18 protein-coding genes are annotated in these 19,744 nt (G+C 69.0%); 11 read left to right on the top strand and 7 right to left on the bottom strand.

What is annotated here, in order from left to right:
• Nucleotides 1-22 precede the first annotated feature (22 nt).
• Nucleotides 23-787 (bottom strand): histidine phosphatase family protein, encoded by a 765-nt coding sequence (locus tag TSH20_RS25870; protein WP_109157024.1) that lies wholly within the window; start codon nucleotides 785-787, stop codon nucleotides 23-25.
• A 214-nt stretch (nucleotides 788-1,001) separates the two neighbouring features.
• Between TSH20_RS25870 and TSH20_RS25865 the strand changes: the two genes are divergently transcribed.
• The 5 genes from TSH20_RS25865 (at nucleotide 1,002) to TSH20_RS25845 (ending at nucleotide 5,463) form a co-directional block, all read left to right on the top strand.
• The gene (locus tag TSH20_RS25865) at nucleotides 1,002-2,108 is read left to right on the top strand and encodes an alkene reductase (RefSeq protein ID WP_109157025.1); all 1,107 of its coding nucleotides are present in this window, start codon (nucleotides 1,002-1,004) and stop codon (nucleotides 2,106-2,108) included.
• A 264-nt stretch (nucleotides 2,109-2,372) separates the two neighbouring features.
• A complete protein-coding gene (locus TSH20_RS36210; protein WP_109157026.1) occupies nucleotides 2,373-2,933 on the top strand; it encodes a cold-shock protein in 561 nt (186 codons plus the stop codon).
• Nucleotides 2,934-3,326: 393 nt separating this feature from the next.
• The gene (locus tag TSH20_RS25855) at nucleotides 3,327-3,959 is read left to right on the top strand and encodes a YgjV family protein (RefSeq protein ID WP_109157027.1); all 633 of its coding nucleotides are present in this window, start codon (nucleotides 3,327-3,329) and stop codon (nucleotides 3,957-3,959) included.
• Nucleotides 3,956-4,663, top strand: coding sequence for a Crp/Fnr family transcriptional regulator (locus TSH20_RS25850; protein ID WP_247871502.1), 708 nt, complete (start codon nucleotides 3,956-3,958; stop codon nucleotides 4,661-4,663). Before TSH20_RS25855 ends, TSH20_RS25850 begins: the two co-directional genes overlap by 4 nt.
• 131 nt (nucleotides 4,664-4,794) lie before the next feature.
• Complete coding sequence (locus tag TSH20_RS25845) at nucleotides 4,795-5,463, top strand: MT-A70 family methyltransferase (RefSeq protein WP_109150884.1); 669 nt, start codon at nucleotides 4,795-4,797, stop codon at nucleotides 5,461-5,463.
• 21 nt (nucleotides 5,464-5,484) lie between these two features.
• On the opposite strand, the gene TSH20_RS25840 is transcribed toward TSH20_RS25845, so the two are convergent.
• The 4 genes from TSH20_RS25840 to TSH20_RS25825 all read right to left on the bottom strand — a co-directional run bounded on the left by TSH20_RS25840 (nucleotide 5,485) and on the right by TSH20_RS25825 (nucleotide 9,977).
• Nucleotides 5,485-6,114, bottom strand: a complete 630-nt coding sequence (locus TSH20_RS25840; RefSeq protein ID WP_247871503.1) for an HAD family phosphatase — start codon at nucleotides 6,112-6,114, stop codon at nucleotides 5,485-5,487.
• Nucleotides 6,115-6,127: 13 nt separating this feature from the next.
• Nucleotides 6,128-6,895, bottom strand: a complete 768-nt coding sequence (locus tag TSH20_RS25835; protein ID WP_109153514.1) for a DsbA family protein — start codon at nucleotides 6,893-6,895, stop codon at nucleotides 6,128-6,130.
• Nucleotides 6,896-7,027: 132 nt separating this feature from the next.
• A complete protein-coding gene (locus tag TSH20_RS25830) occupies nucleotides 7,028-8,443 on the bottom strand; it encodes an esterase-like activity of phytase family protein (RefSeq protein ID WP_109157028.1) in 1,416 nt (471 codons plus the stop codon).
• Between the two features lie 166 nt (nucleotides 8,444-8,609).
• Entirely contained in the window at nucleotides 8,610-9,977 is a 1,368-nt protein-coding gene (locus tag TSH20_RS25825; protein ID WP_109157029.1) for a M48 family metalloprotease, read from the bottom strand.
• Here TSH20_RS25825 and TSH20_RS25820 point away from each other — a divergent pair.
• Nucleotides 9,937-11,370: a gamma-glutamyltransferase gene (locus TSH20_RS25820; protein ID WP_247871504.1), complete on the top strand. Its 1,434-nt coding sequence runs from the start codon at nucleotides 9,937-9,939 to the stop codon at nucleotides 11,368-11,370. The genes TSH20_RS25825 and TSH20_RS25820 overlap by 41 nt on opposite strands.
• Nucleotides 11,371-11,417: 47 nt before the next feature.
• Complete coding sequence (locus tag TSH20_RS25815) at nucleotides 11,418-12,581, top strand: aminotransferase class I/II-fold pyridoxal phosphate-dependent enzyme (RefSeq protein WP_109157031.1); 1,164 nt, start codon at nucleotides 11,418-11,420, stop codon at nucleotides 12,579-12,581.
• A 45-nt stretch (nucleotides 12,582-12,626) separates the two neighbouring features.
• Here the strand turns inward: TSH20_RS25815 and TSH20_RS25810 are convergent, their stop codons facing one another.
• Nucleotides 12,627-13,364, bottom strand: a complete 738-nt coding sequence (locus TSH20_RS25810) for an SDR family oxidoreductase (protein ID WP_109157032.1) — start codon at nucleotides 13,362-13,364, stop codon at nucleotides 12,627-12,629.
• Between the two features lie 283 nt (nucleotides 13,365-13,647).
• Here TSH20_RS25810 and TSH20_RS25805 point away from each other — a divergent pair, with 283 nt between their 5' ends.
• Complete coding sequence (locus TSH20_RS25805) at nucleotides 13,648-14,889, top strand: ChaN family lipoprotein (protein ID WP_247871505.1); 1,242 nt, start codon at nucleotides 13,648-13,650, stop codon at nucleotides 14,887-14,889.
• On the opposite strand, the gene TSH20_RS25800 is transcribed toward TSH20_RS25805, so the two are convergent.
• Nucleotides 14,886-15,479, bottom strand: coding sequence for an NUDIX hydrolase (locus tag TSH20_RS25800; RefSeq protein ID WP_109157033.1), 594 nt, complete (start codon nucleotides 15,477-15,479; stop codon nucleotides 14,886-14,888). The genes TSH20_RS25805 and TSH20_RS25800 overlap by 4 nt on opposite strands.
• Nucleotides 15,480-15,652: 173 nt before the next feature.
• Here TSH20_RS25800 and rmuC point away from each other — a divergent pair, with 173 nt between their 5' ends.
• The 3 genes from rmuC to TSH20_RS25785 all read left to right on the top strand — a co-directional run bounded on the left by rmuC (nucleotide 15,653) and on the right by TSH20_RS25785 (nucleotide 19,636).
• Complete coding sequence (rmuC, locus tag TSH20_RS25795; RefSeq protein WP_247871506.1) at nucleotides 15,653-17,110, top strand: DNA recombination protein RmuC; 1,458 nt, start codon at nucleotides 15,653-15,655, stop codon at nucleotides 17,108-17,110.
• Nucleotides 17,111-17,246: 136 nt separating this feature from the next.
• Nucleotides 17,247-17,435: a hypothetical protein gene (locus TSH20_RS25790; RefSeq protein ID WP_109153504.1), complete on the top strand. Its 189-nt coding sequence runs from the start codon at nucleotides 17,247-17,249 to the stop codon at nucleotides 17,433-17,435.
• A 176-nt stretch (nucleotides 17,436-17,611) separates the two neighbouring features.
• The gene (locus TSH20_RS25785) at nucleotides 17,612-19,636 is read left to right on the top strand and encodes a methyl-accepting chemotaxis protein (protein WP_109157034.1); all 2,025 of its coding nucleotides are present in this window, start codon (nucleotides 17,612-17,614) and stop codon (nucleotides 19,634-19,636) included.
• The last annotated feature ends 108 nt before the right edge of the window (nucleotides 19,637-19,744 follow it).

Here is a 19,744-nt window from a genome sequence, read left to right as displayed (position 1 = left end):
GCTCTCCTCGGCGGGCGGTGATTTAACGGGCGGCAACGGCGGCATCCGGCTCGGCGGTGACCGGGGCGCCGGCCGCCTCCAGCGGAGCGACGAAGTTGTAGCGGTGCAACTGCAGTCCGCCGCGTGGCCCGGCCTGGGCATCGAAGCGGTATTCGGTGACGGAGCAGTTGGCGACGTCGCCGGCTGCGTCGACGGCCAGGATTTCCTCCTCCGTCATGTTTTCCAGCAGATAGCGCAGGCACAGCACCACCACCTGATGACCGACGATCAGCACCCGCCGGCCGCCGTGATGCAGGCTGACGGTGTCGAGCGCGCTGCGCAGCCGCAGGATCACGTCGCACCAGCTCTCGCCCCCCGGCGGACGGTGATAGAACTTGCCGAGCAGGCGGCGGAATTCGGCCTGTTCCGGGAATTCCTGGCGGATGCCGGCGGTGGTCAGCCGGTCGAGCACGCCGAACTCCTTCTCGCGCAGCCGCTCGTCGATGACGAAATCGGCCGGGTCGATCGGCAGCCCGCCCGACTGGTGCAGCCGTTCCGCCGTGCGCAGTGCCCGCCGGTAGGGCGAGGTCAGCACCACGTCCGGACGCTCCACCGCCGGCATGGCGGCGAACCAGCGGCCGAGCGCATCCGACTGCCGCTCGCCCAGCGGGCTGAGCGGCACGTCGACGTCACGTTCGTCGATGGCGATGCGGACATGCCCGGCGGCGTGGGCGGCGTCGCGCGCGACGTTCCCGGCGCTCTCGCCATGGCGGACGATCCACAATCGGTCGGGCCAGCGCTGTTGCATCGGCGATCCCGTTTTCTGGTGGAGGAGGCTGCCGGAAATAACCGCCGGGCGGGCCGAAAGGTCCCTCTGCCGTGCGGGTCACGGTATGGCAGCCATGCTGCCCGTTCCGCCGCTGCGGCGACGCGGCACCTTGCCGCTGGCGCCGGCCGGGCCACACTTTCCTGTCCAGTTTCCAACCAGCAGCCAGTCTTCAATCATACAGAATGGATCGGACATGACGGACAGCCAGGACGCGGCCCCCCTGTTCCAGCCGGTGACGGTCGGGCGCTACACCCTGCCCAACCGCATCGCCATGGCGCCGCTGACCCGCAGCCGCACCGACAACGCCACCGGCGTGCCGACCGCGATGAACGCCGAATATTACGCCCAGCGCGCCAGCGCCGGCCTGATCATCGCCGAGGCGACGCAGATCTCGCCGCAGGGCAAGGGTTATGCCTATACCCCCGGCATCCACAGCGCCGAACAGGTGGCGGGCTGGAAGCTGGTGACCGACGCGGTCCATGCGAAGGGCGGGCACATGAGCCTGCAGCTCTGGCATGTCGGCCGCATCTCCCACCCCGACCTGCAGCCGGGAGGCGCCCTGCCGGTGGCGCCCTCCGCAGTCAAGCCGGAGATGAAGGCCTTCACCGTCGACGGCTTCAAGGACATACCGGCCCCGCGCGCGCTGGAACTGTCCGAGTTGCCGGGCATCGTCGAGGATTACCGCCGCGCCACCCGCAACGCGCTGGCCGCCGGGTTCGACATGGTGGAGGTGCATGCCGCCAACGGCTATCTGATCGACCAGTTCCTGCGCGACGGCACCAACAAGCGCACCGACGCCTATGGCGGCTCGGTGGAGAATCGCGCCCGCTTCCTGTTCGAGGTGCTGGACGCCGTGGTGGCGGAGGCCGGTGCCGACCGCGTCGGCATCCGCCTGTCGCCGCTGAGCCCGGCCAACGACGCCCAGGAAAGCGACCCGGTCGGCACCTTCAGCCCGGTGATCCGCCGCCTGAACGACTACGGCCTTGCCTACCTGCATATGATCGAGGGGGTGACCCGCGGCCCGCATCCAGGATTCGGCGGCGATCTCGCCGAGCTGCGCGGGCTCTACAAGGGCCGCTACATGGCCAACAACGTCTATGACCGCGCCATGGCGATCCAGGCGACGGCCAGCGGCCATGCCGACATGATCGCCTTCGGCCGGCCCTTCATCGCCAACCCGGACTTGGTGGAACGGCTGCGCATCGACGCCCCGCTGGCCGAGCCGGACCAGAAGACCTTCTATGGCGGCGACAGCCACGGCTACACCGACTATCCGACCTTGAACCAGTCGGCGGCCTGATCCGCGGCGCACGGTTCGCGTGCAAAAGATTGCCGAGTCGCGGCGGAACCGGGAAGCAGGGAGTGCCGAAATGGGGTGGCGGTGCGGCACTTCAGTGCCGTTTCCGTCCATCTGAGGCCCCAAGGGGGAGGGCGCACGCGTCAAGCGTGAGCCAGGGGTGGGGCAATTAACGGCGATTCGGCCATCTTTCCTTTGGAAGGCTTGACCTGGGACCCGATCCCTGTGACAAAAGACATTCGGCACACTCTATGAGCTTGAAGACACATGTTCGACCGCCCGCCCCGCCAGGGCTTCCGCGCTCCCGAGATCACCAAGTCCAACGTCACCGCCACCGTGAAGTGGTTCAACCCCACCAAGGGGTTCGGCTTCGTGTCGCCTGAGGACGGTTCGCCCGATGCCTTCCTGCACGTCTCTGCGGTTCAGGCCGCAGGCTACGACGCGCTGGACGAAGGCACCACCATCACCTGTGACCTGGCCCGTGGGCCGAAGGGTCCGCAGGTGGCCTCCATCCACACGGTCGATGCGTCGACCGCTCAGCGTTCGGCCCGTCCGCGGACCGGCGGCTTCGACCGTGGCGGCTTTGACCGCGGCGGCTACGATGCCGGCGGCACCGGTGGCGAAGAAGTCGACGGCACCGTGAAGTGGTTCAATGCCGACAAGGGCTTTGGCTTCATCACGCCCAGCACCGGTGGCAAGGACGTCTTCGTCCACGTCAACGTGCTGCGCCGTTCGGGCATGCAGACCCTTCAGGAAGGCGATCAGGTGCGCGTCACCGTTCGCCAGGGCCAGAAGGGTCCGGAAGCGGGCAAGGTCGAGTACCTGTAAGGCTCCGGGACTCCCGGGCCTCGGCCGCGCGGCGTTCGTCCTCTCCGGACGCACGCCAAACCGGCCGGCTCCGCTTGGCTGAATAGCCTCTTGAGGTCCTGAGCCGTACCGGCTCCGGGCCTCCCGGTGGAAATCCGGACTTTCAGCGCACGGTGCCTCCCTTCGGGGGCGCGCCGTGCGTTCCTGTCTTTTGTTCTGCTATTTTTGCGGTCCTGGCTCGTGAGCGATCCGGCCGTGGCGCTGTTCGGCCCGGCTGTTCTTTGCGTGTGTCTTCCGCTCTATCCTTCGTTCCTGCCTTCTTCGTGACGCCTGTTCCTCTGCGCCGCCCTCCGGGGCGGCCGGCGCCACGTCTCCCTTCTGTTGCCCCCCTTGCTGCCAAAGGTCCGATCCGGCATGAGCGAGGTGCTGACCGACTTAGTCGCCGTCCTGATCGGTGGGGGCGGGGTGGCGGGCGGTGGATGGTCCACGGCGCAGCTGATCGGTTTCTGCGGCACCGTCGGCGGCATGCTCTGGCCATTCTTCCGCAGCCGGGCCGGCATGCTGCTGGTGCAGCTGGTGCCCTGCCTGTGCTTCGCCGTGCATTACGCCATGATGGGCGCTCCGACAGCGTCGGCGTTGAACGGGCTTGCGGCGCTGCAGGTGGTGGCGGCGCTGGCGATCGGCGCGCGGCCCGCCTTCCGAATCGTCTATCTGGCAATCCTTCCGGTGATCGCCGCGGTGATGGCCGTCACCTGGACCGGGCTGCCGTCCGTCTTCGCGGCAGCCGGGATGGCGGCGATCAGCCTTGCCCGCTACCAGACGCGGGTTGCACCCTTCCGCGGCATCATGTTGGTGGCTTTGCCCTGTTGGTTCGTGCACAACAGTCTGGTGGGGTCGGTGCCGGCAATGATCTCGGACGTGACCGGAATCGCCGTCAATGCCTGGATGCTGCTGCGCGGCACCGGGCTGACGCCGCCCTCACCAACACCAATGCCACCGGCTGCAGCAGCAATGCCGCCGGCGGCCGGGGAGGCGAAGCTGTCATGACCGTCAACCATTCCAATCTGTCGGCGGAAGACGCCGCCGCACTGCGCGCGATCCCGCTGTTCGCCAAGCTGACCGACCGGGCGGTGTCGCTGCTGGGCGGGGTCGCCATCGTGCGCCCGGTGTCGCGCGGCACCACCCTGTTCCTGCAGGACGAGCCAGCCGACCGCTTCTTCGTCCTGCTCGACGGCTGGGTGAAGCTGTACCGCCTGACCCGCGACGGGACGGAGGCGGTGGTCCATGTCATCGGCCCGGCGGAAAGCTTCGCCGAGGCCGCCATGTTCGCCGACGGCAAATTCCCGGTCTGCGCCGAGGCGGTGACCGACGCCCGCGTCCTGACCCTGACCGCCGACGGCTTCGCCCGCTGCCTGCGCGAGGACGACCGCATCGCTTTCGGCATGCTGGGTTCCCTGTCGGTCCGCCTGCGCCATCTGGTGACGCAGATCGAGCAACTCCAGGTCCAGCCGGCGCCGCAGCGGGTCGCTGCCTTCCTGATGCGCGTCTGCCCGCCGGGCGACGGACCGGCGCAGTTCCAGCTTCCCTTCGACAAGGCGCTGATCGCGCGGCGCCTGGGCATGCAGCCGGAAACCCTGTCGCGTGCGCTGGCCAAGCTGCGCCCCGTGGGCGTGGAAACCCAAGGGCTGACCGTCAGCGTCGCCGAACGTGCCGCCCTGCGCGCCATGGCCGAGGCCGGCGAGGAGGAGTGACCGGTAAGCCGCCGGGCCGGCGCCTTGTGACAGCGTCGGCGCGGCGGTTCAGACCCGATTGACGGCGCTGTCACAAGGTGCGAGTTTGCACCCCTCCCGGTACCGCATTTGTTCAGGATTTCGAGGCAGCGATGGGCGACAGCAAGACGGTGGCGACGGCATCGGATCCGGCGCAGGATCTGGTGGCCTTCGCCGGTGACCGGCGCTTCGCCACCGTGATGGCGGACCCGCCCTGGCGCTTCGTCAACCGCACTGGCAAGATGGCGCCGGAGCATCGCCGCCTGTCGCGCTACGGCACCATGACGGTGGAGGACATCTGCGCCCTGCCGGTCGCCGACATCGCCGCCCCGACCGCGCACCTCTATCTCTGGGTCCCCAACGCCCTGCTGCCGGAAGGGCTGCAGGTGATGCGCAGCTGGGGGTTCGAGTACAAGACCAACCTGATCTGGCACAAGGTGCGCAAGGACGGCGGGTCGGACGGGCGCGGGGTGGGCTTCTACTTCCGCAACGTCACCGAACTGATCCTGTTCGGCGTGCGCGGCAAGAAGGCCCGCACGCTGCCGCCCGGCCGCACCCAGGTCAACCTGATCGAAAGCCGCAAGCGCGAGCACAGCCGCAAGCCCGACGAGCAGTATGAACTGATCGAGTCCTGCAGCCCCGGCCCCTATCTGGAGATGTTCGCCCGCGGCGCCCGGCCCAACTGGTCGGTCTGGGGCAATCAGGCCGACGACGGGTATGAGCCGACCTGGAAGACCTACGCGTTCAATTCCGCGACGGATCGCGAGGCTGCGGCGGAGTAGGGGGCGGAGTAGGGGGCTGCGTCAAATCAGCCCCAGCGCCTCCAGATCGCGCCTCAGCGCCTCGGCGCCCAGGAACAGGTGCGCCGACATTCCCACCGATCGCGCCGTCTCGACATTGTCGGGATTGTCGTCGATGAAGTAGCAGTCCTTCGGTTCGAGACCGTAACGATCCATCAGCAGCCGATAGATCGCCGGGTCCGGCTTTACCAGTCGTTCCTGACCCGAAACGATGATCCCGTCGAAGCCGTTCAGGAAGTCGAAGCGCTTGCGCGTCAGCTCGAACTTGTCGACCGAGAAGTTGGTGATGGCATAGACGGGAACGCCGCGGGCCTTCAGCTCCGCCAGGATTTCCGGGGTGCCGGGAATCGGGCCGGGCACCATGCGTTCCCACATGTCGTCATAGGCGCGGATCAGCTCGGCGCAGTCCGGATGCTCCTCGATCAGCAGGGCGACCCCGTCCGACCAGGAACGGCCGCGGTCCTGCTCCAGGTTCCAGGCGGGGGTGCAGACCCGGTCGAGGAAATCCTCCATCAGGTCTTCGTAACCGTCGAACAGCTCGCGGTAGAGATGCCGCGGGTCCCATTCGATCAGCACCTGCCCGACGTCGAAAATGACGGCGGACGGCTTGGTTTGCTCAGTCATTCCGGTCATGGAACGGTCCGCCTCAGCCCTTGGCACGGGCGGCTTCGGTCAGCCGCTTCATGTCGTCCAGCCGGATGGCGCCGGGCACCAGCTCGTCGCCGAAGATGAAGGCGGGGGTGCCGCGGATGTTCAGCTTCTCGGCCAGCGCCTGGTTGGCGGCGATCACCTTCAGCACGTCCGGCGACTCCATGTCCTTCTTCAGCCGGTCGGTGTCGAGCCCGACCGACTTGGCCAGCCGCATGATGACGGCCTCGTCCAACTGGCCGCGCTGCGCCATCAGGGCATTGTGGAACTCCATGTATTTCCCCTGCGCGCGGGACGCGAGCGCCGCCTTGGAGGCGACCACGGAGGCCGGACCCAGGATCGGGAATTCCTTCAGGACGAAGCGCAGCTTGGGATCACCCTTGATCAGCGACTGGGTGTCGGCCTGTACCGCCTTGCAGTAGCCGCACTGGTAATCGAAGAACTCCACCACCGTGACGTCGCCCTGCGGGTTGCCGGCGACCGGGTCGGCGGGGTTGCGGGTCAGCTCCTGCTTGTTCTCCACCAGGGCCTTGCGGGCCTGTTCGGCTTCCGCCGTCTTCTGGCGCTCCTGCATGGCGTCGACGGCCTGCAGGATCACCTCCGGATGCTCCATCAGATAGTCGCGGACGATCTTCTCGATGGCGGTCTTCTGGGTGCTGTCGAAGCTCGCCGATTGCGCACGGGCCGGGACGGCGGCGGACAGCGCCAGCGCCGCGACGGGCAGGGCGAGCAGGGCGGAACGCAGGAACGGCAGGGCGGGGCGCATGAGGGCGGTCTCCGAAACACGAAGGGAGTTGGGCCGAAGGCCGCCCACACTGGACCGACAATCCGGTCCGGACAAGTGCAAAGCGCCTGCCCGGACCTCACGTTTTAGCGATCGGTAATCTGCGATTGGCGATCAGCGGGCGCGCAGCAGCTCACCCACCGACAGCAGCGCCATCTCGTCGCCATCCGCCTTGCCGATGGTCCGGCCGGTGGAATAGGGCAGGTTGTTGTCGTTGACGACGACGATGTGGTCGGCGTCGACGACGTTCACCCCCTCCGGCCCGAGATGGGGCATGACGAAGCGGCCTTCGGGCGCCTGTCCGGCACGGGCCTTGTGGTCGGGATCGGCGATGTCGGTCAGGTCGATGTAGCCGACCTTGCGGACGAAACCCTCGGCATCGGCCCCGGCGATGTCGATCTTGTAGATGCGCTTGAAGGCGGCGGGAGCGTTGAAGCAGTCCGGCTTGGCCTCACCCTGGCAGGCCTGGGTCTTCGCCCCTTCGGTGCTGTCGTCGCGCTCGATCACCAGGGCGCTGCCGGCGTCGATCATCGCCAAGTCGGCGACGACGTTGGCGTTGTCCTCCAGCCTGTACTTCCAGGAGCGGCCGGTGTACGTGCGGCTGGCGACGTCGAACTCGAGGATGCGGGTGTACGCGCGCCCGTCCTTGTTCTCGAAGCCGTTGGCGGCGGCGTTCCAAAGCGGGCCTTCCAGCGATGGGTACAGCGTCTTGCCGTCCGGCGACACGCCCATCGGCTCGAAACCGCGGGAGCGGCGGACCTCGAAGGTGACGGCACCGGGGACCGCCGGCAGGCCGTTGTTGCGGTAATGGTCGGGCGAGCGGGCCGGCTTGCCGTCGATCACCGTCTCATGCACCGCGATGACCACGCCGTTGCGGCTCAGCTCCAGGATATAGGGGCCGAACTCCTCGCCGATGAACAGGCGGTCGCCTTGGACCACCAGCGATTCGGGGTCGAAATCGGCGCCGGTCAGGTAGCGGCTGGTGCTGTTCTCGTTGACGATGGCGAAGGGGACCTTGCGGTCGGGATCGCGCAGGAAGATGGTCTCCAGCCGCTGCATGGCGCCGCTCTGCCAGTCCGGCTTGACGCGGTGGACCATCAGCAGGGCGTCGACCGAGTTCACCTTGCTGCCGAAGCCGTTGTCGGTCAGCGCCAGGAACTCGCCGTTGCCCTGCGGCACGATGGCGGAGAAGCCCTGTACCGCCTGACCGGCGACCGGCAGCATGATCTCCGTCCCGCGCGGTGCCTTGGGATCGGCGGCGAAGGAGGTGGCGCGGATGCTGCCGACGGCATCCACGCGCTTGCGGTCGGCGTTGGTGAACTTGCCGGCGCTGGCGAACAGCGGCCCGGCATCGGCCGGCGCCTGCACCAGCGTGTCGGCCGGCAGCACCGCATGTCCGGCGAGCGTGGCGGGATAGCGCTTGGCCTGCTGCTCCTGGGCCAGAGCCGGGAGGGCGGCGAGGCTAACTGACAGCAGCGCTGCGGTGGCGAGCAGGGGGCCATGCCAGGGCTGGGGACGGGCGGACGGCATGCGGTGTACTCCGTGGACGGAACCGCGCGCCCGGCTGGCGGGGCGCGCTCGATGTCCGCGGAATAGCAAGCGGCGATGACGTGGCCGGGACGGTTCGGTGACCGTTGCGTTACCGGAAGGACGCTTTCGTCATATGACCCCAGCCCGGCGTTACGATCTGCTGACGTTACTGTCGGCCGCCACCGGTCTGGCCGCGGATGTCCTGGGCGCGCAGCCAGCCCGGCGATCCGGCGGGCAGCAGCTTTTCAGCCCGCTCCGCCTGCGCCTTGGCCATCGGCATGTCGCCGCGCGCCAGCGCCTCCTCCGCCGTGGCGTAGGCGACCATGCCGTCATTCTTCTTCATGCTCCAGGCCTGCGCGGTCAGCCGCCACAGGAAGGCTGACTGCGCCTTGCCCTTCGAGGCGATCTGCAGGTTCTTCAGCGCCTCGTCCGCCAGACGGGGATCATGCTGTTCCAAGAGGGCGTGGGCGAGGGAGACGCGGATCGTTCCGGCTTCGGAACCAGCCAGCTCCACCGCCTTCCGATACGGGGCCGCGGCATCCGGCGCCCGGCCGGTCTGCAGCATCAGGTCGCCCTTCATCTCATACAGGTAGGGGTTTTTCGGCTCGTCGGCGATCAGCCCGTCGATCAGCGGCGTCGCCTGCTTGATGTCGCCCTGGCGGAAATAGGCATAAGCGCGGCCATAGCGGGCGGCGGGCGAGGGATCGTTCGCCTTGTAGCGCTGCAGGGCGCCGCGCGGATCGAGATAGCCGTACAGCTTGGCCTGGATGCGCCGCAGATCGGCCTCCGTCGCCGCCGGCAGATGGGCGTTGGCATAGCGGGAGCGGGAGACGAAGGACTTCACCGCGTCGATGCGTTCGCGCGTCAGCGGGTGGGTCAGGCGGTAACCGGCGTCGCGGTCGTTCATCAGTGGATCGCCGACGCCCAGCTTCTCCAGGAAGGTTTCCATTCCCTTGGCGGAGATGCCCGACTGTTCCAGGAAGGACAGGCCGGCCTGATCGGCCGATGCCTCCTGCGTGCGGGAGAAGGACAGGTAGTTCCGCTCCGCCAGATGCTGGCCCAGCATGACGCCGGCGGCACCTGCCCCGGCATTGCGCGACGCCAAACCGCCGATGACGCCCAGCCCCATGCCGAGCAGCGAGGAGAGGAACGCGTTGTCCATCGCCTCCGACCCGCGCACCAGATGGCCGCCGGAGATGTGGCCGGTTTCGTGCGCGATCACGCCCAGCAACTGGTCGGCATTGTCGACGTCGAGCAACAGACCGGTGTGGATGAAGATGTTCTGCCCGCCGGCGACGAAGGCGTTTACCGACGGGTCGTTGATCAGCAGGATCTGCACCGAATCCGGGTCGACGCCTGCCGCCTGGAAGATTGGCCGGGCCATCTTGCGGATGATATGGTCCGTCTCGGCGTCGCTGAGGATTTGCATCTCCGAGCGGCGCTGCGCGCTCGCCGGTGGCGCTCCCCACACCAGCGACATCAGACAAACGGACATGATGGCGACGACCGAAACCAGCCTGCTGGGCTTGCGCACCGTGACGACCTCCGGCTTGGAACAGCGGATTCCCGCGCGCGACCGGCGGAACTCCGGACCGCGACACACTCGCTTGCAAATCTGGCAACGGTTGGGCGCAGTTGCCATAGCTGCATCACTGCTGGCGGGCTGCGTCAACACCAAGTTCAAGACCGACGCCACGGTGCAGAGCTTCGTCGTCGCCGACGAACCCTATGCCGCCGGTGTGGGGCGCGACATCATCGCCCAGGGGGGCAAGGCCGGTGACGCCGTGGCCGCGATGGCGCTGGCGATGACCGCCAGCCTGCCGTCCCGCGTCGGATTGGCCGGCGGCGGCGTCTGCGTGCTGTTCGATGCCGCCTCGAAGAAGGCCCGCACCATCGATTTCCTGCCGCGTCCGGCTGGCGCCGCCGGCGCCGCCATGCCCGCCATGGCGCGCGGCCTGTTCGCCGTCCAGGCTTCCGCCGGCGTGATGCGGTGGGAGCAGGTCGTCTCCCCGGCCGAACAGTTGGCCCAGTTCTCCCCCGGTCTCAGCCGCGCGCTGGTGCAGGATTTGACCGCTTTCGGCGGGCGGTTGGCTTCCGATTCGGAGACGCGGCGCCGCTTCCTCGGCACAGGTACTCCCGCCGTCGGCGCGGTGGTCGGCCAGCCGGAGCTGGCTGCGACCCTGTCGGTCCTGCGCCGGCAGGGGGTGGGCGCCTTCTACAGCGGGCCGCTCGCCGCCACGGTCGCCCAGGGCACCGGCATCGATCCGGCGCAATTGCGCGCTTATCAGCCGCGCGTCGCCGGCACGCTGACCGTGCCCTTCGACATCAGCGACCTGCATGTGCCCGATCTGAACGAGCCGGAGGCCGGCGCCGCCCTGATCCAGGCCTGGAAGGCGGTCGCCGCCCTGCCGCCGGGCGAGCGCGCCACCCGCGCCGCCCAGCTGCTGGGCACCACCGGCAAGGGCGCGACCGCCGCCGGTGCCGGCGTGATGGTGATCGATCCGGACGAGAACGGCGCCGCCTGCGCCTTCACCCAGGGGGCGCCCTTCGGCACCGGCCGCGGTATCCCCGGCACCGGCATGCTGGTGGCCCAGGGGGTCGACCGCGGCGGCTTCGGCGCGCCGGCGCTGATCGCCAACTCCATCATCGGCCGCACCCTGTTCGCCGGGGTCGGCACCGCCAACGGCGACGACGGCCCGGCCGCCGGCCCGGCCGCACTGCTGTCGGCCGCCCTTCCAGCCGGTCTGGAGGACAAGTCCACCGCCCCGCAGATCCAGGCGGCCCGTCCGCAATCCATCCCCGGACGGGTCAGCTTCGTCGGTTGCCGGGTTTCGATCGAGGACGGTGTCCGCTATTGCCAGACGGCAATCGACCCGCGCGCCGGCAGCCTGGGGCTGACGGTCGAAAGCGAACGCAAGCGGGAATGATCCAACCGGAAAACGGCCCGCCCAAAGAAAGTTAGAGACGGACGATCATGAGCAAGCAGCCCAAGGTTTCCAAGCGGGGCGCGATTCCGCCCTTCTTCGTGATGGAAGTGATGCACGCCGCGGCCGAGCGCGAGGCCGCCGGTCTGGAGGTCCTGCATATGGAGGTGGGGCAGCCCTCCACCGGGGCGCCGAAGGGCGTGGTGCAGGCGGCGGCCACCGCGGTGGTGGGCGCCGACCCGCTGGGCTACACCGGCGCGCTCGGCATCCCGCCGCTGCGTGCGGCCATCGCCAAATGGTACAAGGACCGTTACGGCGTCGATGTGCCGGAGCGCCGCGTGGTCGTCACCACCGGGTCGTCGGGCGCCTTCCAGCTGGGCTTCCTCGCTGCCTTCGATCCGGGTGACCGGGTGGCGATGGCGTCACCCAGCTACCCGGCCTACCGCCACACCCTGACCGCGGCGGGCGTCGTCCCGGTGGAACTGCCGACCGGGCCGGAGCATCGCTTCCAGCCGACCATCGAACTGCTGGAAGCCATGGACGAGCCGGTGCAGGGCCTGATCGTCGCCAGCCCGGCCAACCCGACCGGCACGATGCTGAGCCGTGAGGAACTGACCGCGCTCTCCGACTGGTGCCGCGCCAACGGCGTGCGCATGGTGTCGGATGAGATCTACCATGGGCTGACCTATGGCACTGACGCGGTGACGGCTGCCGAGGTGAATGATCAGGCGCTGGTGGTCAACAGCTTCTCCAAATATTTCTCGATGACCGGCTGGCGTCTCGGCTGGATGATCGTGCCGGACGACCTGCTGCGCTCGGTCGAGTGTCTGGCGCAGAACCTGTTCATCTCTGCGCCGACGCTCAGCCAGGTCTCGGCGGTCGCGGCATTCGACTGCACGGAGGAGCTAGACGGTCACGTCGCCCGCTATGCCCGCAACCGCGCGCTGCTGCTGGAGGAACTGCCGAAGGCGGGCTTCACCAAGATGGCTCCGGCGGACGGCGCCTTCTACATCTATGCCGACGTGTCTGACATGACCGACGACAGCGAGGCGCTGGCGAAGCAGATCCTGGAGGAGACGGGCATCGCCTGCACCCCCGGAATCGACTTCGACACCGCCCGCGGCCGCCGCTTCCTGCGCTTCAGCTTCGCCGGGGCGGAGGAGACCATCGCCGAGGCGGCGCGGCGGCTGATCGCCTGGCGGGCGGGGAAATAATGGACCTGTTGGACGGGGGCGGCTGCGGCAGCCCCCGTCCATCCCTCAAAACAGATGCTGCCCGCCGGTGATGAAGGTCTCCGTGCCCGTCACATAGGCGGAGTCCGGCCCGCAGAGATAAAAGATCACCGCGGCGACATCCTCCGGCGTGCCCATGCGCTTCAGCGGGATGCGCGGGATGAGCACGTCGTATTCCGGGCCGGTCATCGCGGTCTCGATCTCGCCGGGAGCGACGGCGTTGACGCGGACGCCGATCTCAGCGAATTCCACCGCCATTTCGCGGGTCAGGCCGGACAGTGCCGCCTTCGAGGTCGAATAGGCCGAGCCGGCGAAGGGATGCACCGAATGGCCGGCGATGGAGGTGACGTTGACGATCGCCCCCTTCGCCCGCGACAGCGGGGCGGCGAAGCCGCGCGCCAGCACCAGGGCGGCGAAGAAGTTCAGCTCGAACACCCGGTGCCAGCCCTCGATCGAGCCGTTCAGGCAGCCGAGCCGCTCCTTGATCGGGGTCTTGGGCGAGATGCCGGCATTGTTGATCAGGGCGTGCAGCGGCGCGCCGTCCAGCGCCTTGTTCGCCTCGTCCACGAAGGCGGCGCGGCTGGCCGGGTCCGACAGGTCGGCCGGGATGTGGTGGGTCCAGTTGGGATCGCGCCGGCAATGGTCCGGCACCTCCTCGCGCGAGCAGGAGATCACGCGCCAGCCTTCGTTGCTGAACCGGGTGACGGTGGCGTGTCCGATACCCCGGCTGGCGCCGGTGAGAATGACGACTTTGCGGTGCGGCATGGGGGGCTGCGCTTCACGAATGATTGCGGTCGGCGGGGAAGGCGGACGCCCTGGGAAACGGCCTCGGGGTTACGGATGCGGGAGCCGGGCGCTCCTGTATCCGCCGGTGGTCCACCGCCTGCGGCGATCCTACCCGCCGCCGCTTCGCCTGTCATCCGCCAGTATGCCGGCCGCCCATCCGCTGTTGGGCGCGACTGAACGACGCAATCGCCGGCTTTGTCCATTGACGTTGCGCCCGGCAGCGCCAACCTTGGCGCAATCCCCGCACCGACGGAGCCAGCCCTTGCCGCGCCAGCCCTTCCGTCCCGCCGCCGTCGTTCCGCGCCGCCGCTTCGCCCTGCTGACCGTCGCGGCGCTGTTCCTGAGCGCTCCGACCGCTTGGGCCACGGAGGCCAAGGCCGAGGACGCCGCGCGCATCGGCTGCGTGCCGCCCGGCGTGTGGGCGGACGGCACCGGAACGGCGGTGGAGCCGGTGCCGTTGCTGCGCCGCATCGCCGATGCGCCCGTGGTCCTGCTGGGGGAGCAGCATGACAAGCCGGACCATCACCGCTGGCAGCTCCATACCCTGGCCGGGCTGCACGCGCTGAACCCCGATCTGGCCGTCGGGATGGAGATGCTGCCGCGCCGGCTGCAGCCGGTGCTCGACCGCTGGGTGGCGGGAGAACTGACGGAGGGCGAGTTCCTGAAGCAGACGGACTGGCGCAGCGTCTGGGGCTTCGATCCGCAATTCTATCTGCCGATCCTGCAGTTCGCCCGTCTGCACCGGCTGCCGGTGGTGGCGCTGAATGTGGAGCGATCGCTGGTCAGCCGCACCGCCCGCAATGGCTGGGCCGCCATCCCGGAGGCCGACCGTGAGGGTGTCGGCACGCCGGCCCCGCCGACCGAGGCCTACCGCAACCGCCTGACCGAGACGCTGGCGGCGCACGACCACTCGGAAGCCCGCGCCGCCGCGCCCGACGATGCTCCCAACAAGGCTGCCCAGCGCTTCATCGAGGCACAAGGCGTCTGGGACCGCGCGATGGCGGAGAAGATCGCCGAGACCCGCCGCGCCACCGGCCGCAGCGTGGTTGGCATCCTGGGGGAGGGGCATGTGGCCCGGCGCGACGGCGTGCCGCACCAGTTGGCCGACCTCGGCATTCGCGACGCCGTCGTGCTGCTGCCCTGGGACGCCGACCGCGACTGCGACGATCTGGACGGCCGCATCGCCGATGCCGTCTTCGGCCTGGGGCCGGCGCGAGAGGATGCCGAACCGCAACGTCCCAAGCTGGGCGTGCAGCTCGACCCCGGGCCAGAAGGGATCACGGTCGGGGCGGTCGGCGACGGCAGCGTGGCCGCTGCGGCCGGCCTGCGCACCGGCGACCGCATCCTGATCGCCGCCGGCACGCCGGTGCGCGCGCCGGCCGATCTGGTGGCGGTGATCCGCCGTCAGGCGCCGGGCACTTGGCTGCCGCTCACCATCCGACGCGACGGGGCGGAGCAGGAACTGGTGGCGAAGTTCCCGACGGAGAAGACAGGGACGCCCTAAAGCATCTTCTCCCACCGCGCGAGCGCGTCCGGCGTGGGATTGACCGCCGGCGCGCAGTCGGAGCGGCCGAGCCGCTCATGATGCTCGCGCAGGGCCCAGACGACTGTGGGGAAGGCAAGCTCGCTCCAGGGGATGTCCTTCCAGGCGAACAGGCCGACCTCCAGGCTTTCCGGGCCGGGTTCGACATCGGGAGACAGCAGGCGGGCGCGGAAGATCATCTGGACCTGACTGATGCGCGGAATGTCGTAGATCGCCAGCAGATGGTCGATGTCGATGCGCGCCCGCGCCTCCTCCCAGGCTTCGCGGGCAGCGCCGTCGCGGGTGCTCTCGCGCTCTTCCATATAGCCGGCGGGCAGGGTCCAGAAGCCCTTGCGCGGTTCGATGGCGCGGCGGCAGAGCAGAATGCGGCCATCCTCCCAGGTCGCCACCGCCCCGACCACGATCAACGGGTTCTGGTAGGCGATATAGCCGCAGTCCGGGCACATCAGCCGCTCGCGATCCTCGCCGGGCGGAATGGCGCGGACGCGCGGTCCCCCGCAGTCGGGGCCGCAATCGGGGGAATTCTTGTCGGGGAGCGTGTCGTTCGGCATGGCTTCCGATATGGCGCCGTATCCTTGGTTGGGCAAGCGGGGAAAGCGGCGGCTCGGCCGGTGCGGCCCTCTGTCCGTTCGCGGCCTGTTCCAATTCGCGATTCGTTCCGATAGGCTGTGCCGGTTTCGGTGGTGGGGCCAGCGGTGGTACCAGTGGTGTGGGGGTGGTCGGGGTGACGCAGTTCCTGGTGAACGGGATGGTGATTGACGGCCTGTCGCTGGCGGTCGGGCTGGTGGCCGGGCTGCTGCTGGGCGCCGCCGTCGCCTGGGCGGTGATGCGCGCCGCCGCCGGCCGGGCGGAAGCCGCCGCCGCCGCCCTGCATGCGGAGTTCGCCACCCGTCTGGATCTCGCCGAACGGACAGAGGACGATCTGCGCGAGGAGATCGAGGCGCGCGACCACCAGATCGCCCGTCTGCATGGCGAGGTCGCCGACGCCCGCGAACGCCATGCCCAGATGTCCACCCGGCTGGAGGCGGAGCGCACCGCCGCGGCTGAGAAGATGGCGCTGCTGGAGCGCGCCCAGGCCGCGCTGGCCGACAGCTTCAAGGCCCTGTCGGCGGAGGCGCTGCACCAGAACAACCGCAGCTTCCTCGATCTGGCGCGGGAGACGCTGACCGGCTTCCAGGAACAGGCGAAGGGCGATCTGGACAAGCGGCAGACCGCCATCGCCGCCATCGTCGACCCGGTGCGCCAGTCGCTGGAGGCGATGGACCGCCAGATCCGCGAATTGGAAAGCACGCGGGCCGGCGCCTATGAGGGGCTGAAGCAGCAGGTGCTGTCGCTGGTCGAAACCCAGACCCAACTGCGGGCGGAGACCGGCAACCTCGTCCGTGCGCTGCGCACCCCGGCGGCACGCGGGCGCTGGGGCGAAATCCAGCTGCGCCGGGTTTGCGAGATGGCCGGCATGCTCGACCATTGCGATTTCGTCGAGCAGGTGTCGGTCGACAGCGGCCGGCTGCGCCCCGACCTGATCGTTACGCTGCCCGGCGGCAAGACCATCGTGGTCGACGCCAAGACGCCGCTGGAAGGCTATCTGGACGGCATCCAGGCGGTGGAGGAGGTGGCGCGGCGCGACGGTCTGATCCGCCATGCCCGCCATGTGCGCGAGCATATGAAGCAACTCGGCACCAAGGGCTATTGGGACCAGTTCGACGACAGCCCGGAATTTGTCGTGCTGTTCCTGCCCGGCGAGAACTTCTTCTCCGCGGCGCTGGAGCAGGACCCGGCGCTGATCGAGGCCGGCATCGACCATCGCGTCATCCTGGCGACGCCGACCACCCTCATCGCGCTTCTGCGCGCCGTCGCCTACGGCTGGCGGCAGGAGCGGCTGGCCGACAATGCCCGCGAAATCAGCGCACTGGGTGCTGAGCTTTACAAGCGGCTGTCCGACCTGGGCGGCCATATGGAAAAGCTGGGCGGGCAGTTGGACAAGGCCGTCGGCTGCTACAACAGCGCGGTGGGGACGCTGGAGTCGCGCGTTCTGGTCAGCGCACGCCGCTTCCGCGATCTGCACGCCGCGCCGGAAGGGGCGGAGATGCCGCTGCTGGAACCGCTGGACCACAGCCCGCGCCGTTTGCAGGCGGCCGAACTGCGCGCCGTGCCGCCGGTGGAGACCACCGCAGCCGATTGATGGGCGTCCGGCCGGTTGATGCGGCATTTCGCCCCACCGGCGACGGCGCCCGGCCGCCGCTCATCGACGCTGCGGTGCGGCGGCGGGCGTGCTATCCATGCGGCGTTACCGCCCTTCGACCCCATGGAACCCGCCGATGTCGGACCAGACCGCAACCGACCAGACCGTCCGCTGCGACCGTTGCGCCCACCGCTATCCCGCCGCCGAGGAGGGGTGCCCGCGCTGCCGTTCGATTCGGCGCACCAATGCCGTGATCGTGGCTCTGCTGGTGATGCTGGTGATTCTTGCCCTGGTTGGCTGGGTCGGCACCTTGGTCTTGACCTGAGATCGCGTCCAGCTCTTTGGTCGACCCTTGCGCAGACCCTGCACAATCCGTATGCAAAACGCTTAACGAAACATCATTTCCAATAGACCCGATAATCGAGCAAGTTTTTTGCTTGTCACATTAGGTTTATTTTGAGAAGCAACCCTATGCTGTCGTCTTTGCGCAGGGGTTGCACCATGCTGAAAAACCTCCGGATTGCCGCGCTTACCAATCTGTTCGGGGTGGTGGTCACGCTGGGTTTCCTGGCGGTGGTCGTCACCGGCGCACTGGCGATCCGCGAGTTGAAGGTGGGGGGGCCGATCTACCAGCGCATCGTCCTGGGCAAGGACCTGATCGCCGACATCCTGCCGCCGCCGGAATATGTGATCGAAGCCTATCTGGAGGCGACGTTGGCGATGAACGACCCGGCGTCGGTCGGACAGCGCCGCACGCGGCTGGCGCAGCTGCGCAAGGATTATGACGAGCGGCACGAGTATTGGCTGAAGGAGGGCTTCGAGCCGGCGCTGGTCGACCAGTTGACCCGGACCTCCCACGCGCCGGTGATGCGCTTCTGGAGCGAAATCGAGACGAGATTCCTGCCGGCGCTGGCCCGCAAGGACGAGGCGGCGGCGCGCGCCTCCTACGCCGCCATCGCCGAGGCCTATGCCGCCCACCGCGCCGTCGTCGACCGGATCGTCGAGGACACCACCCGCTACAACAGCGAGACGGAGGTTTATGCCGCCGGGCGCGAGAGCCTGTTCATGACCGCGGTGTGGGGTGTGTCGGCCCTGGTGCTGGTGGTCGTGGTGCTGGGCGTGCTGGGCATCCGGCGCCGGGTGGTGCGGCCGGTGGGTGAACTGACGGTGGCGATGCGGACCCTGGCCCAGGGCAACCTCGCCGTCGCCATTCCCGGCGCCGACCGCGGCGACGAGGTGGGGGCGATGGCCCAGGCGCTCAACGTCTTCAAGCAGAATGCCGAGGAGGCCGAGCGCCTGCGCCGTCTGCGCGACGAGGAGCGCGAGCGGTCGGAGCGCGAGAAGCAGACGGCCCTGCAGCGCATGGCCGAAACGGTGGAGACCGAGGCGTCGAACGCGGTCGACGTGGTCGCCAGCCAGACCAGCCAGATGGCCGGCAATGCCACCCGCATGGCCGAATCGGCCCGTGCGGTCAGCGACAACAGCCAGAATGTCGCCGCCGCCGCGACCCAGGCGCTGTCGAACGCCCAGACCGTGGCCGCCGCGTCGGAGCAGCTCAGCGCCTCCATCCGCGAGATCGCGGCCCAGATCGGCACCGCCACCACGATGACCGGCGACGCTGTCGGCGCGTCGGTCCGGGCGGAGGAGACCATCCAGCGTCTGGCCGAGGCGGTGACCCGCATCGGCGAGGTGACCGACCTCATCAACGACGTCGCCGGCCAGACCAATTTGCTGGCGCTCAACGCCACCATCGAGGCGGCGCGGGCCGGCGAGGCGGGCAAGGGCTTCGCCGTGGTCGCGAGCGAGGTGAAGCAGCTGGCCGGCCAGACCGCGCGGGCGACCGACGAGATCGAAAGTCAGATCGCCACCATCCAGGCCACCACGGCGGAGGCGGTGAATGCCGTGCGCGCCATCGCCGAGCGGGTGCGCGGCGTCGAATCGGTGTCGGCCACCGTCGCTGCCGCCATCGAGGAGCAGGAGGCGGCGACCGGCGAGATCGCCCGCAATGTCGTCCAGACCTCCAACGCCGCGCAGGAGGTGGCGACCCGCATCGCCGCCGTGTCTCAGGAGGCCACGGCCACCGGCGAGCGGGCCAGCGAAGTCAATGCGCTGTCCACCCGCGTCGCCGCCAGCATCGACCAACTCCGCCGCGTCCTGATCGAAGCGATCCGCACGGCGACGCCGGAGGTGAACCGCCGGGCCGCTCCGCGCTATCCGCTGAACCGTCCGGGCCGGATCACGGTGGGCGGGCGCGACTTGCCGGTGACGGTCGACAACGCCTCGGAAGGTGGCGCACAGTTGAGCGGCCTGCCGCAGGAGGCGTGGAACGGACTGGCGGAAGGCACCGCGTTGCGCGTCGCGCTGCCGGGGCTGGAGCCGGTGCCTGCCGTCGTGCGTGCGGCAGAACGCGGTGCCGCCGGACGCCTGCATGTCACCTTCACCCTGGCCGGGGCCGAGCGCGACCGGTTCGCGGCGCAGTTCGGCCGCAGCGTCGGCGGGCTGGTGCCGATGGATCGCGCGGCCTGAGCGGCTGGCCCGCCACAGGACGGGAAAAGCCTTAAGTATGACAGGGATTTCATGACGACGGGCGGGGGCGCGGGTCCAGAATGGCCTTGGTTCCAGGGCCTCCCGCCC

Origin of the sequence: Azospirillum sp. TSH20, from assembly GCF_003115935.1 — a bacterium.
In the GTDB taxonomy this organism is placed as follows: Bacteria; Pseudomonadota; Alphaproteobacteria; order Azospirillales; family Azospirillaceae; genus Azospirillum.
The sequence above is the reverse complement of the archived record's forward strand: the minus strand, read 5'-3'. Positions and strand labels throughout refer to the sequence as shown.